Genomic DNA, 14,643 nt, shown 5'->3' with positions numbered 1-14,643 from the left:
TTCCGGCATTCCAACGACAAAAAGGTGTAGTCAGGCCTGGCTAACCGCAGCCATGCACCTGTCCAACACCTCCTTTATACTCAAACCTGTAGAATCAATGACTTGCGCATCATCCGCAGGCTTGAGAGGGGCCGCAGAACGGTTCATATCCCGCTCGTCACGCACCCGTATCTCTTCCAAGAGGGCGGACATGTTAACATCCACCCCGGCTTCCTTCAACTGATTGTATCGCCTGCGGGCTCGCTCTTCGGCGCTTGCGGTCAGAAAAATCTTGACCGGAGCATCAGGAAAAACCACCGTTCCCATATCGCGGCCATCCGCCACCAAGCCCGGCGCCTGGCGAAAATCCCGCTGGCGCTGCAACAGCGCATCCCGAACCGGCTGCATTACCGCAACCCGGGAGGCATTATCCCCGCAGATTTCCGTACGAATTTCCGAGGTCACATCCTCACCAGCCAGGATCACCTTGGCGGGCTCACCCGGAGGCGTCGGCTCAAAGGACACATCAAGCGTAGCCGCTACATCAACCAGAGCAGACTCATCGTCCAGCGCAACACCCTGCCGAATAGCCGCAAGAGCCGTCAGCCGATACAGGGCACCACTGTCCAGCAGGTGCCAGCCCAATTCCCGGGCCAGCATCTGTGTAACCGTTCCCTTTCCGGATCCACCAGGGCCGTCTACCGTAACAACGGGCGCCTGCACCTGAGACATCATTCAGCTCCTTCGGAGGAAATATTGATCCCGGTCTGACGGGCCAGCTCGACGAATCCCGGGAATGACGTAGCCACGTTCGCGCAATCGGTCACCTCAATCTCGCCTTCCGCCCGAAGCGAAGCAACCGCAAATGACATGGCAATCCGGTGGTCACCGTGGCTGTCGACCTTGCCTCCGCCTATCGTCTGGCCGCCGTCGATAATAATGCCATCTGGCGTGACAGTGGTTTCTACGCCCACTGCCGCGAGGCCATCCGCCATGACCTGAATGCGATCACTTTCCTTGACCCTCAGCTCTTCAGCACCTCTGAGAACAGTACGCCCCTCTGCACAGGTTGCAGCAATAAACAGTACAGGGAACTCATCAATAGCCAGCGGAACCTGATCTTCCGGAATGTCGATGCCCTTCAGTTCTGCCGACCGGACCCGGAGGTCAGCTACCGGCTCGCCACCAATTTCCCGCTCATTGAGCACTTCAATGTTTGCGCCCATCAGTCGAAGAATATTGATAACACCGACCCGCGTCGGGTTCATACCCACATGACGCAGAGTCAGATCAGAACCAGGAGCGATACTCGCTGCGACCAGGAAAAACGCAGCGGAAGAAATATCCGCCGGCACATCAATATTGGTCGCCGTCAACGAGCCGCCACCCACAACGCTTGAGGTCGCCGCATCCCGATGCACGTGGTAACCAAAACCAGCCAGCATGCGCTCTGTGTGATCACGGGTAGGCGCGGGCTCAGTAACCGACGTGCTACCTCCTGCATACAGTCCTGCCAGCAACAGGCAGGATTTCACCTGAGCACTGGCTACGGGCATTTCATAGTGAATGCCTGTGAGCTGCTGGCCGCCGTGAATCTTCAGGGGAGGACGACCGCCCTCTGCGGTGTCGATCCGGGCACCCATTGCACGCAATGGATCAGCAACCCGGCCCATTGGACGCTTGGAGAGACTGGCATCACCCGTCAGCTCGGAATCGAAGGACTGCGCCGCCAACAGGCCAGCAAACAGACGCATGGCCGTACCGGAATTACCGAGATAAAGCGGGCCACGGGGCGCCTGGAGGCCGTTGATACCGACACCATGAATGCGAACGAAGCCATTTTCCGGGCCTTCAATGGTTACTCCCATATCCCGGAATGCCTGGAGTGTCGCGAGGCTGTCTTCGCCCTCCAGAAACCCCTGCACTTCAGTAATGCCGTCGGCCAGCGCCCCAAGCATAATTGAACGGTGAGACATGGATTTATCACCGGGAACCCGGATATCTCCAGAGATAGCACCACCGGGCTGGAGGCGGAACGTTACCTGTTTTTCAGCGTTGTTTGTCACGTAAGCCTGTCCTGAAAGCATCTTCGAAAAATGTTCACGCGCCGCTTTGGCGCGACTGAATACCCGCATGAGCGTAGCGCCATCCTGATTCGCTATCGCTGTTCGCAGCTGGTCCAGATCGTGAGTAAAGTGATCAATAACCCGCAACACAGCATCGCGATTCGACAGGAATATATCGTGCCACATCACCGGATCACTGGCAGCAATCCGGGTGAAATCCCGAAAACCGCCAGCAGCATACCGGAAGATATCCATATTCTCGTCTTCACCGGCGAGGGTATCCACCAGTGAAAACGCAATCAGATGAGGCAGATGGCTGGTCGCGGCCAATACTTCATCGTGATAGGCAACTGACATGGTCAGCACTGTCGCTCCACAACCTTCCCAGAGTTGCCGAAGGCGGCTCAGACCGTCCTGATCAGAATGCCCGGAGGGGGTAAGAATCACTTTGTGGTTAGCGAACAGGTCCGGGTTGGCCGCGCGGATACCGCTCTTCTCGGACCCTGCAATGGGGTGGCCGGGGATGACATTGGCGGGCCACTTCCCGAAAACCGCCTCAACATCAGCAACAAAGCTGGATTTGGTGCTGCCAACGTCTGTCAGCAGAGTATTTCCGGACAACCAAGGTTTGATCTCTTCGAGAACTGACCGCGTAGCACGTACCGGCACAGCGAGGATAACCAGATCGCTTCCTGCTACCGCGTCCCGAACTGTATCAGCAACCTCATCGACAACACCCAGTTCCACGCCCAGAGCCAGTTCGTCGTGACGCGTATCCGTTCCTACCACAGTCCCGGCCAGCCCCTGACGACGAATTGCCGAAGCCAGCGATCCGCCGATAAGGCCAAGCCCGATAACTGCAACCCTCTGAAACAAAGGTGTTTCAGGCACGTCATTCACCCCGGTTCACAGCGTCGAGCGCATGTTCCAATGCCTGGATAAACTTTTCGTTCTCTTCCGGCAGACCAACAGAAACCCTCAGATGCTTCGGCATACCGTAGCCTGCGACTGGCCGGACAATAACGCCCTGCTTGAGCAACGACTGGTAGACCTCCATGGCCTGATCACCGACATCCACCGCAATGAAATTGCCAACCGATGGAATGAATGGAAGTCCCATCCTTTCAAACGCCTGCTCAAGCTGGCGCAGCCCTTTAGCATTCACCTCGCGGGAGCGCTGCAGGTAATCCTCATCATCCAGCACCGCAGTTGCCGCGGCCAATGCAATGGAATCCACATTGAACGGCTGTCTTACACGATTAAGGATGTCGGCAATTTCCGGAGAGCTGAAACTGTACCCTACCCTGAGTGCAGCCAATCCCCATGCCTTGGAGAAGGTGCGGCAAACGATCAGGTTGGGATAGCGGGAAAGCAGCTTGAGGCCGTCCGGAGCATCCTCGCCCTCAAAGAATTCGCAGTAGGCTTCGTCGAGAACCACGATGACACTTGCCGGAATGCGATCAAGGAAGGACTGAATGGCTTCCTGTCCGTGTACCGTGCCGGTGGGATTATTCGGGTTGGCAACGAAGATCAGGCGAGTTCGATCGGTAACGGCCTCAGCCATGGCATCCAGATCGTGTCCCCAGTCTTTCGCCGGTACCGAGATACCCTTGGCACCAATAGCCTGGGTAACGATTGGATAGACCGCAAACGCGTACTGGGAAAATATCACCTCAGAATCGCTGCTGACAAAACAGCGGGCGACAACTTCAAGCAGGTCATTAGAACCGTTACCCAGCGTAATCTGGCTCATATCCACGCCAAAACGCTTCGCCAGCGCCTGCTTGAGATCGAAGCCGTTCCCGTCAGGGTACAGGCAAAGCTCGGACAGCGCCTCTCTGGCGGCTGCCAGGGCTTTCTCGCTAGGCCCCAAAGGATTTTCATTACTGGCGAGTTTTACGATATCCGCCGGGTTCAGCCCCAGCTCACGCGCCAGCTCATCAATCGGTTTACCCGGCTGGTAGGGAGACAGTGCCTGAACTCCCCGGACCGCCAGGCTCTGGTAATCAATCGACATAGTCCTTCCTTAATTTTCCGGACTCAAAGAACGCCAATCGGATAGGAACCCAGCCTCTTCAGCTCTACCGCCTCATCATCAACTTCCGCCAGCAGATTTTTCACCTGCTCATCGTCCATGTGCCCTTCGAAGTCGATGTAGAACACATATGCCCAGGTACCACTGGGAGATGGCCGTGTTTCAATGCGGGTCAGGCTCACACCGTGGCGGTGGAACGGCTCCAGCAGCTGGTAAAGCGCGCCGGGCTTGTTACGCATGGAAACCAGGATCGACGATTTGTCGTGACCGCTTGGCGTCACTTCTTCGCGCCCGATGATCAGGAACCGTGTTGTGTTATCCGGGCGATCCTCAATGCTGTTGGCTACGACATCCAGACCATACAGCTCAGCAGCCATATCGCCGGCAATGGCTGCCGTACCGGGTTCTTCAGCAGCGCGACGTGCCGCTTCAGCATTACTGGAAACCGTCACTCGCTCAATGCCATAGCGGTGCGTATCCAGCCACTGGCGACACTGGGCAAACGACTGCTGATGGGAATAGATCCGGGTAATTTCCTGGCCTTCATGCTTGGGAGACACCAGCAGATGATGATGAATCCGGAGCTGTACCTCACCACAGATCTTCAACTGGGATGACATGAACATATCCAGCGTGTGGTTAATCATGCCTTCCGTCGAGTTCTCTACCGGCACAACGCCATAATGAGCCGAACCGGACTCAACTTCACGGAAAACAGCATCAATGGCCGGCAGCGGCACACTGACAACCGAGTGCCCGAAGTGCTTCAGAGCAGCGGCCTGCGTGAAAGTGCCGACCGGCCCGAGAAATGCAATATGCATAGGTTTCTCAAGCGCCAGGCAGGCAGACATGATCTCCCGGAACAAGCGGGCCATTTCCTCACCGGAAAGCGGGCCGGGGTTCTGCTCCTTGATCCGCCGCAGCACCTGAGCTTCGCGCTCAGGACGGTAGAAGAACACATCCTCACCGGGATTGGCGTCCATCTTCACATGGGCCACTTCCTGGGCGCAGCGTGCCCGGGCGCTGATCAGATCCATGATTTCCTGGTCGATCCGGTCAATTTCAACCCGGAGTTTACCCAGGCGAGCCTGCTCGTCACTCATGATCAGCCCCGCTCCTTCGCAAATTCAGCCATGTACTGGATCAAGGCATCCACACCGGCTTCTGGCATGGCGTTGTAGATACTCGCCCGCATCCCGCCAACCGAGCGGTGGCCTTTCAGGTTCAGCAAACCGCGGGCATCAGCACCCTTGAGAAACGCGCCGTTCAGGCCATCATCCGCCAGGGTAAAAGGAATGTTCATCCAGGAACGGAAACGCGCGGCAATCGGATTGGCATAGAAGTCACTGCCATCGATGAAGTCATAGAGCTTCTTCGCCTTACGCGAGTTCAACTCAGCCATCGCCTGAACACCGCCCTGCTCCTTCAGCCACTGGAATACCAGACCGGCCAGGTACCAGGAATAGGTTGCAGGAGTGTTGTACATGGAATCGTTATCTGCGATGACCTGATAGTTCATCATCGTCGGTGTTTCTTTGCGCGCCTTACCCAACAGATCCTTGCGGATAATCACCACCACCAGACCAGACGGACCGATGTTCTTCTGGGCGCCTGCGTAAATCAGGCCGAACTTCGAAACATCCAGGGGACGGGACAGAATGGTTGAGGAAAGGTCAGCAACCAGAGGTACGCTTCCGCTTTCAGGCACAAAATCGAATTCCAGACCACCAATGGTCTCATTCGGCGTGTAGTGCAGATAAGCCGCGTCGGCGCTGGTTGTCCAGGCAGACTGATCGGGAATGCTGGCAAACCCGCTGTCTTCGGCACTGGCCACAACATTCACATTGCCATAACGCTTGGCTTCGGCAATCGCCTTCTTGGACCAGATACCGGTATTGACGTAGTCGGCAGACGTCTTTTCACCGAGCAGGTTCAGCGGGATGCTGGAAAACTGGCTGGACGCACCACCCTGCATGAAAAGAACCGCGTAATCATCTGATATACCAGCCAATTCACGCAGATCTTTCTCCGCTGTTTCAGCAATTTCCACAAATTCGTCACTGCGATGGCTCATTTCCATCACGGACATACCTGTGCCGCGCCAGTCCAGCATTTCGCTCTGGGCCTGTTTCAGCACGGCTTCCGGCAACATGGCCGGACCCGCGCAAAAGTTGAACGCCCTGCTCATTCTTCGCTTTCCTCACCTTCAACTTCTTCATCATCGGATTCTGCAATCCGCTCAACGCCCACCAGGCGCTCATCTTCCTGAGCAAGGCGGATCAGGCGCACACCCTGAGTATTCCGGCTCAGCACAGACACTTCGTCAGTGCGGGTACGTACAAGCGTGCCCTTGTCGGAAATCAGCATCATTTCGTCGCCGTCAAACAACTGCAGGGCGCGAACAAGGTCGCCGTTGCGGTCGGAACACTGCATGGCGATGACACCCTGACTACCACGACTGTAGGCCGGGAAGTCCTCGATGGCGGTTCGCTTACCGTAGCCGTGCTCACTGGCGGTCAGGATAACGCCGCCCTCCTCCGGAATGATCAGGGAGACAACATGCTTGCCTTCCGGCATTTTGATACCACGCACGCCACGAGCCGTGCGGCTCATCGGGCGCACCTGCTCTTCAGCAAAACGCACAGCCTTACCTGCACTGGAGAACAGCATAATCTCGGCGTTGCCGTCAGTGATCGCAGCACCGACCAGGGTATCGCCCTCATCCAGGTTAAGCGCAATCAGGCCACTGCTGCGCGGACGGGAGAAGTTCGGCAGCGGAGTCTTTTTGACGACACCGTTAGAGGTGGCCATCAGAACAAACTGGTCTTCGGGATAATCACGTACCGGGAGGAAGGTGGTAATACGCTCACCCTCATCCAGCGGCAGGATGTTAACCATGGGACGACCACGGGAACCACGACTGCCACGGGGAATTTCAAACACCCTCAGCCAGTAGACCTTACCGCGGTTCGAGAAACACAGGATGGTGTCGTGGGAATTGGCCACCAGCAGCTTCTCGATGAAGTCTTCATCCTTCATTGATGTCGCAGCCTTACCACGGCCACCACGACGCTGCGCCTGATAGTCCTCAACTGCCTGGGTCTTGGCATAACCGGTGTGGGAAATGGTCACCACCAGGTCTTCTTCATCAATCAGGTCAGCGATAGTCAGGTCACGGCGGGAGCTGGTGATTTCGGTACGACGCTCATCGCCGTAATCGTTTACGATTTCTGTCAGCTCGTCACGAATAACCTGCAGCAGGCGCTCCGGATCACCCAGGATATCCAGCAGATCAGCGATTTTCTCGAGAATGTCCTTGTACTCGTTCTGCAGCTTCTCGGTTTCCAGACCGGTCAGGCGGTGCAGACGCAGATCCAGGATTGCCTGTGCCTGTTCCGGAGAAAGATGATACAGGCCATCACGCAGGCCGTAGATTTCCGGCAGATCATCAGGGCGGCAGGCGTCTTCACCGGCACGTTCCAGCATCGCCATCACACCGCCCGGCGACCAGCCCTTAGCCATCAACTTTTCTTTAGCCTCGGCCGCAGAAGGTGATGTCTTAATGAGCTCGATGATTTCATCAATGTTGGCCAGCGCAACGGTCAGACCTTCAAGGATATGGCCACGTTCCCGGGCCTTTCGCAGCTCGTAGATCGTCCGGCGGGTGACGACTTCACGACGATGGCGCAGGAATGCATCCAGCAGCTCTTTCAGGTTCAGCGTCTTCGGTTCGCCATTAATCAGACCAACCATGTTGATGCCGAATACGGTTTCCAGCTGAGTCTGGGCAAACAGGTTATTGATGACCACTTCCGGGTTTTCACCGCGGCGCAGCTCAATTACCACCCGGATGCCTTCCTTGTTGGACTCGTCACGCAGCTCGGTAATACCCTCGATACGCTTTTCTTTCACCAGCTCGGCGATCTTTTCAATCAGACGGGCCTTGTTGAGCTGGTATGGGAGCTCGGTAATGATGATGGACTCTTTACCGCTCTTTTTGTCCTGTTCAATCTCATGGCGGGCACGAATATAAATACGCCCGCGACCGGTCCGATACGCTTCCATGATACCGGCGCGGCCATTGATGATGCCCTGGGTCGGGAAATCAGGCCCCGGGATATATTCCATCAGCTCATCAATCGACAGATCAGGACTGTCGATCAGCGCCAGGCAGCCATTAACGACTTCGGTGAGGTTATGGGGCGGGATATTGGTGGCCATACCAACCGCAATACCGGAGGAGCCATTCACCAGCAGGTTGGGCACACGTGTTGGCAGTACTTCCGGAATTCGCTCCGTGCCGTCGTAGTTATCGACGTAATCCACGGTTTCCTTGTCCAGGTCCGCCAGCAGGGAGTGGGCAATTTTCTCCATGCGGATCTCGGTGTAACGCATGGCTGCCGCGTTGTCACCGTCAATAGAACCGAAGTTACCCTGACCATCCACCAGCGGATAACGCAGGGAGAACGGCTGAGCCATACGAACAATGGTGTCGTATACCGCAGAGTCACCATGGGGGTGGTATTTACCGATAACGTCACCCACCACACGGGCAGACTTCTTGTAGGCTTTGTTCCAGTCGTTGTTCAGCTCTGACATGGCGAACAGAACACGACGGTGTACCGGCTTGAGGCCATCCCTCACGTCCGGAAGCGCCCGGCCGACGATAACGCTCATGGCGTAGTCGAGGTAGGACTGTTTCAGCTCATCTTCAATATTAACCGGCAGGATCTCTTTGGCTAATTCACCCATCGAGAAAGGTTCCTTTGCGTTATCTGGAAGTCGTACCGGGGCCGTATCCGGGCCCCATGATTATTCTGCAATAAGCCGCCAAGTCTACCACAGTCCGCCCGCTTCCGGGGCACCTGCGGAGCGGGCTCAATCAAACACTACGGTTTTGTTTTCGTAGGTGATAACCCTGTCTTCGACGTGGGAACGCAGGCCACGGGCCAGCACATTCTTCTCTACGTCCCGGCCAAGGCGAACCATGTCCTCAATGGAATCGCTGTGGGTAATGCGGATCACGTCCTGCTCGATGATCGGGCCTTCATCCAGATCCTCGGTCACATAATGGCACGTTGCTCCGATCAGCTTCACCCCGCGGCTGTGAGCCTGGTGATATGGCCGGGCACCCGCAAAGGACGGAAGGAAACTGTGGTGAATATTAATGACCTTACCTGCGTATTTGGCGCACAACTCGGACGGCAAAATTTGCATATAGCGCGCCAGTACAACCACATCGGCTTCATACTGCTGGAACAGGTCGTCGATCTGGGCGAAAGCGGCTTCCTTGTTTTCCTTGCTCACCGGAATATGGTGATAGGGAATGTCGTGCCACTCCACCATCCGGCGCAGATCATCGTGATTGGAAATGACCGCAACCATTTCAGCGTTCAATTCACTGCTGTGCCAGCGGTGCAACAGGTCTGCCACGCAGTGGGATTCCTTGCTGCACATCAGGATAACTTTCTTGGGCTGAGCGGAATCCGCGATGTGCCAGTTCATATTGAACTCTTTCGCGATTGGCTCAAACGCCGCGCGGAACTGATCCAGACCGAACGGGATAGAACTGGCCTTGATTTCGTGCCGCATAAAGAACCACCCTGACTGAAAATCCGAGTGGTGGCTCGCCTCAGTAATCCAGCCATTATAGGTGGATAGAAAATTACTCACCTTGGCGACAATTCCGACCCTATCCGGGCAGGAAATCACAAGACGATAGGTATGCTCCATGAAAGCCTTTCCTTAACTGAAATCCGGGAAAGCAGATGCGCAAGGGAATCGCTGACGCATGTGTCGCCAGACTGACGGTACGCACCTATGAAAATGACCGGCTATGATAGCCTATCTGAACGCCAGAAACGAGGAACACGAACATGGACGACCTTCCCCACATGCAAATCCGCCGAGCAGGCTTCTGCAGGCGCTCAGGACGCCTCAGCACCGCCCTGCTGATAGGCACGCTCACCCTGACCAGTGTTCAGGTCTGCGCCCAGGCCATTCTGGAAGGCGAACGATTCCACCCTGCTGTTGCCCGTCAGGGTATGGTCGCCACCAGTCATACGCTGGCAACTACCGTAGCGCTTGAGGTTTTGAAGAATGGCGGAAATGCCGTGGATGCAGCGGTTACCGCAGGCTTTGCCCTGGCCGTGACCCAACCACGATCCGGCAATATAGGTGGCGGAGGCTTCATGCTCATTGCCCCCGGAGATGGTTCCGATCCGGAAGCAATCGACTACCGTGAAACGGCACCTGCCGCGGCGACAGAAGCCATGTTCCAGGATCAGGAAGGCAATGTAGTCAAAGACCGGAGCCGGTTCACTCACCTTGCCGCAGGCGTACCGGGAACCGTTGCCGGGCTCGCACTTGCGCTGGAACGGCACGGTACTATTTCACTGGAGCAGGCGCTGATTCCCGCTATCAGGCTGGCCCAGGACGGATTTATCGTACCCCAGCGATTTACCGACGGACTGGAGCAGGCCCGGGAGCGCCTTACCCGCTGGCCAGCCACTCTGGAAACCTTCTACAAAAAGGACGGCTCAGCCTGGAAACCAGGCGAACGCTTCCGCCAGCCAGAATTGGCAGAAACCTTACGACGCATCGTTGATGACGGTGTGAAAGGTTTCTATGAGGGTAAGACAGCGGAGTTGATTGCCGATGAAATGGAACGCCATGGCGGCCTGATTACCCTGGATGACCTGAAGAATTACACGCCGCAAGTTCGCAAACCGGTGCACGGCAATTATCGTGGCTATGACATCTACTCAATGTCGCCCCCTTCATCCGGCGGTACTCACATTGTACAGATACTGAATATTCTCGAGGGATACCCGATCGGCGAATCTGGCCACAACTCCGCAAAAACCATTCACCTTATGGCAGAAGCCATGAAGCTGGCCTACGCGGACCGATCGGAATATCTGGGCGATACAGACTATGTCGATGTACCACTGAAAGGCCTCACCAGCAAAGTCTACGCAGATAAACTCCGCTCTCGAATCAATCCCGACAAGGCTACTCCGGCCAGCAAAATCAAGCCGGGACAGCCAGCACCGTACGAAAGCAACGAAACCACGCACTTTTCGGTCGTCGATCAGTGGGGCAATGCGGTTTCCAACACCTACACCATTAATTTCAGCTACGGATCCGGCATTACCGTAAAAGGCGCTGGCTTCCTGCTGAATAACGAAATGGATGATTTCAGCGCCAAACCTGGTGTACCCAACACCTACGGACTGATCGGCGGCGCAGCCAACAAAGTGGAACCTGGCAAGCGCATGCTCAGTTCCATGTCCCCCACCATAGTGCGCAAGGATGGCAAAAACGTTCTCGTAACCGGGAGTCCCGGTGGGTCGCGCATCATCACCACGACCTTGCAGGTGATCATGAATGTGATCGACCACGGCATGAATATCCAGACTTCCGTCAGCTCGCCACGGATTCATCACCAGTGGCTGCCGGATGAAATCCGTATTGAGCAGGGTATCAGCCCCGATACTATCCAACTGCTGGAATCCCGTGGCCACAAGGTAGTGACCAACTCGGCGATGGGGGCAATTCAGAGTATTATGGTGGGGGAGGACGGTACCCTTTATGGTGGCGCCGACCCGCGGCGCAGCACCTCGTCAGCCATGGGGTTCTGACCAAGGCGTCGTAGGTATTCCGCAAAAAAGGAGTTGTGTATGTATCTGTCTGTGCAACTGAGCTGCTATCCACTCAAGGACGACTACAAACCTCCCATCTGGGACCTGATTGCCCGGCTGGAGCAGACCGGCCTGGAAGTCTATCCAGGTCGCATGAGCACCGAGATCTTCGGTGAGTATGACGAAGTCATGAAGGTACTCTCCGATACCATGAAGTGGTCCTTCGAGACCTATGGGAAGTCCGTCTTCGTGGCAAAAATCATGGAGGGGGACCGGAGGCCAAAATGACTGCACCGAACGGACCCCAGGAACAGAAGCCATCAAACTCCCAGCAACCGGGCATTCCTAACCAGCTCTCGTTTCTCTGGCTCAGTGCGGCCATCTTTTTGATGGTACTCTGGCTGCAGGATAAAGATCAGCCCCGGCTTCAGGAACTGCCCTACTCCGATTTCAAAACCGCGGTCTCCAGCGATCAGGTATCAGAGGTCACCCTCAAAGAAGAGAATATCAGCGGCCTGTTCACCGACAGCGGTGCAGCCCGGTTCAGCAGCGACACCTCACAATCGTCCCAAGGCACCCCCGGATTTCATACCGTTCGCCCCCCGATGGAGGATCCGGCGCTGCTTGAGCTGCTGGAAGAGCATGAGGTCACCATCAAGGCCGCACCTTCTGGTCTGCCCTGGTGGCAGGAGATGATTCGGGGGTTCTTGCCCTGGATTCTGCTGCTGGCCCTGATGTTCTGGTTCTGGGGCGCTGCCCAGCGGCGGATGGGACAGGGTGGAGGACCGTTCGATTTTGGAAAATCCAAAGCCCGGCGCGCTCGCAAGGAAACCTCTACCACCACACTGGATGACGTGGCCGGCATTGAGTCTGCCAAAAGGGAAATCACCGAAATTATCGACTTCCTCAAGTCCCCCGAACGCTTCAGGGAACTCGGAGCGGTCATGCCCAAGGGTGTGCTGCTGGTCGGCCCGCCAGGCACCGGAAAGACTCTTCTGGCCCGTGCCATCGCCGGCGAAGCGGAAGTGCCTTTCTTCAGTATCAGCGCCTCAGAGTTCATTGAGATGTTTGTGGGTGTTGGCGCCTCCCGGGTGCGGGACATGTTCCAGACTGCACGTAAGGAAGCCCCCGCACTCATCTTTATTGATGAACTTGATGCCGTCGGACGCTCCCGTGGTGCTGGCCTTGGTGGCGGCCACGATGAACGTGAGCAGACCCTCAACCAGATCCTGACGGAAATGGACGGTTTTGAAGCTCACGAAAACATTCTCGTTCTGGCTGCCACCAACCGGCCCGATGTGCTCGACAGCGCCCTGCTCCGCCCCGGCCGGTTTGACCGAAAGATCACCCTGGACCGCCCTCACAAAGATGCGCGAGAGGCCATTCTGAAAGTACACGTGCGCAAAGTACCGCTGGCCAGCGATGTAGACCTGGAGGCAATTGCCGCACGAACTATCGGTTTTTCCGGCGCGGATCTGAAAAACCTGGTGAATGAAGCCGCACTGACCGCCGTCAGGGAAGACCTTGATGAGGTCAACTCCCACTGCTTTGACCTGGCCCGGGACCGGATCATCCTGGGCGAGGAACGGGATGCCCACATGACCCCGGAAGAACGTGAGGCGGTGGCCTATCACGAGTGTGGCCACGCCCTGATGGCGTACTACATGCCCAAGGCAGATCCCCTGACCAAAGTAACCATCATTCCCCACGGCATGGCAATGGGGGTTACAGAGCAGACCCCCCGGGAAGATCATTACACCTATACCGAAAGCTATCTGAAGGACAGGATCAAAGTCATGCTCGGCGGTCGTTCTGCCGAGAAGGTCGTCTATGGAGAAGTGAGCACTGGCGCCCAGAACGATCTCAAGGAGGCGACATCACTGATCAGGAAAATGATCGGCCAATGGGGCATGAGTGAAAAGATTGGACCACTCGGACTCAGCATCGGCGAAGAGAACGTGTTCCTTGGCCGGGAGATGGGCCTGCCCCGTGAATTCAGTGAAAAGATGGCCGAACTAATCGATTCCGAAATCCAGGCGCAACTCCAGGCTCTGGAGAAAGCGACGATAGACTTCCTGCAGGAGCATCGTAGCCAGCTCGATACCTTGGCCAAGGCCGTGCTTGAGCAAGAAACCCTGTCGGCGGACCAAATCGAGGACCTTCTCGGTAAACAGCAGGCACCCAAAATAGCCCGATCAGACCGGGGCGATCATATCGTGACTGAATAGCGCGATACAGAAACCGATCACAGCACCCAAAGGCGGCCCCCAGTGCCGGTCAAGCCGGGACTGGGGTGCAATATCCTGGAACAGCAAGTACAGGATGCCCCCCGAGGCAGTCAGCATGATGGCCCCGAGAATCACCGGCCGATCGGCCAGAAGAAAATAACCCGACAAGCCAGCAAGGGGCCCGGCAGCAACCAGGAAAGTCATAAAGGCAAGGGTTTTCCGGGAGGAGTAACCCAGATTGCACAACTCCCTGAAGGCATTAAACCCCTCAGGTAAATTTTGCATAGCAATCAGTAGCGCAAGCAGCCAGGCCGTATCCGGACTGACAATGGCCACACCGCCCAGCGCCGTTGCCTCTGGCACAAAATCAAGCATCACCCCCATAAGCTGAGGCGATTCTCGCTTCTGCAGTCCCAACACCCGCTCGATGGCAAAGAACAGGATGCCACCAAGCACAATGGCCGGGATAGCCCAAAGCGAATCCCCCATGCTCTCCTTACCCTGAGGAACCAGGACAACCGCAACGGCACCCAACAGGATTCCTCCCCCGAGTGCGATCACGAAATGGCGGAACTCCTGCTCCAGCCAGCCGGGGCTGAGCCTTTCCAGACTTGCGAGCAGTCCACCCAGAGGAATACACGCCCCCGCCATCAGAGTCAGCAAGGTAATGGACAATATATCGGTCAGCATAT

At 56.4% G+C, this 14,643-nt stretch carries 11 protein-coding genes; 3 read left to right on the top strand and 8 right to left on the bottom strand.

The window, feature by feature from the left end:
• Positions 1–30 precede the first annotated feature (30 nt).
• The 7 genes from cmk to purU form a co-directional block, all read right to left on the bottom strand.
• Positions 31–711, bottom strand: a complete 681-nt coding sequence (gene cmk, locus FWJ25_RS10230; protein ID WP_149600190.1) for a (d)CMP kinase — start codon at positions 709–711, stop codon at positions 31–33.
• Positions 711–2,945, bottom strand: coding sequence for a bifunctional prephenate dehydrogenase/3-phosphoshikimate 1-carboxyvinyltransferase (locus FWJ25_RS10225; RefSeq protein WP_246166758.1), 2,235 nt, complete (start codon positions 2,943–2,945; stop codon positions 711–713). Before FWJ25_RS10225 ends, cmk begins: the two co-directional genes overlap by 1 nt.
• Positions 2,938–4,062: a histidinol-phosphate transaminase gene (gene hisC, locus FWJ25_RS10220; protein WP_149600188.1), complete on the bottom strand. Its 1,125-nt coding sequence runs from the start codon at positions 4,060–4,062 to the stop codon at positions 2,938–2,940. The genes FWJ25_RS10225 and hisC overlap by 8 nt, the downstream gene beginning before the upstream one ends.
• A 23-nt stretch (positions 4,063–4,085) precedes the next feature.
• Complete coding sequence (gene pheA, locus FWJ25_RS10215) at positions 4,086–5,183, bottom strand: prephenate dehydratase (RefSeq protein ID WP_149600187.1); 1,098 nt, start codon at positions 5,181–5,183, stop codon at positions 4,086–4,088.
• 2 nt (positions 5,184–5,185) lie between these two features.
• Entirely contained in the window at positions 5,186–6,268 is a 1,083-nt protein-coding gene (gene serC / locus FWJ25_RS10210) for a 3-phosphoserine/phosphohydroxythreonine transaminase (protein WP_149600186.1), read from the bottom strand.
• On the bottom strand, positions 6,265–8,832 hold the full coding sequence (gene gyrA / locus FWJ25_RS10205; RefSeq protein ID WP_149600185.1) for a DNA gyrase subunit A: 2,568 nt from the start codon (positions 8,830–8,832) through the stop codon (positions 6,265–6,267). Before gyrA ends, serC begins: the two co-directional genes overlap by 4 nt.
• 126 nt (positions 8,833–8,958) lie before the next feature.
• Positions 8,959–9,813, bottom strand: coding sequence for a formyltetrahydrofolate deformylase (gene purU, locus FWJ25_RS10200; protein WP_149600184.1), 855 nt, complete (start codon positions 9,811–9,813; stop codon positions 8,959–8,961).
• 143 nt (positions 9,814–9,956) lie between these two features.
• Here purU and ggt point away from each other — a divergent pair, with 143 nt between their 5' ends.
• Genes ggt through ftsH form a run of 3 tightly spaced genes read left to right on the top strand, consistent with a single transcriptional unit; the run spans position 9,957 to position 13,951 of the window.
• Complete coding sequence (ggt, locus tag FWJ25_RS10195; protein ID WP_246166757.1) at positions 9,957–11,723, top strand: gamma-glutamyltransferase; 1,767 nt, start codon at positions 9,957–9,959, stop codon at positions 11,721–11,723.
• 39 nt (positions 11,724–11,762) lie between these two features.
• Entirely contained in the window at positions 11,763–12,011 is a 249-nt protein-coding gene (locus FWJ25_RS10190; protein ID WP_149600183.1) for a thiamine-binding protein, read from the top strand.
• On the top strand, positions 12,008–13,951 hold the full coding sequence (ftsH, locus tag FWJ25_RS10185) for an ATP-dependent zinc metalloprotease FtsH (protein WP_149600182.1): 1,944 nt from the start codon (positions 12,008–12,010) through the stop codon (positions 13,949–13,951). Before FWJ25_RS10190 ends, ftsH begins: the two co-directional genes overlap by 4 nt.
• On the opposite strand, the gene FWJ25_RS10180 is transcribed toward ftsH, so the two are convergent.
• Complete coding sequence (locus tag FWJ25_RS10180) at positions 13,919–14,641, bottom strand: ZIP family metal transporter (protein ID WP_149600181.1); 723 nt, start codon at positions 14,639–14,641, stop codon at positions 13,919–13,921. The two genes, ftsH and FWJ25_RS10180, sit on opposite strands and share 33 nt — an antisense overlap.
• Positions 14,642–14,643: the final 2 nt, after the last annotated feature.

This window comes from Marinobacter salinexigens, from assembly GCF_008370345.1.
GTDB classification, from domain to species: domain Bacteria; phylum Pseudomonadota; class Gammaproteobacteria; order Pseudomonadales; family Oleiphilaceae; genus Marinobacter; species Marinobacter salinexigens.
This window is presented reverse-complemented; position numbering and strand designations above follow the sequence as displayed.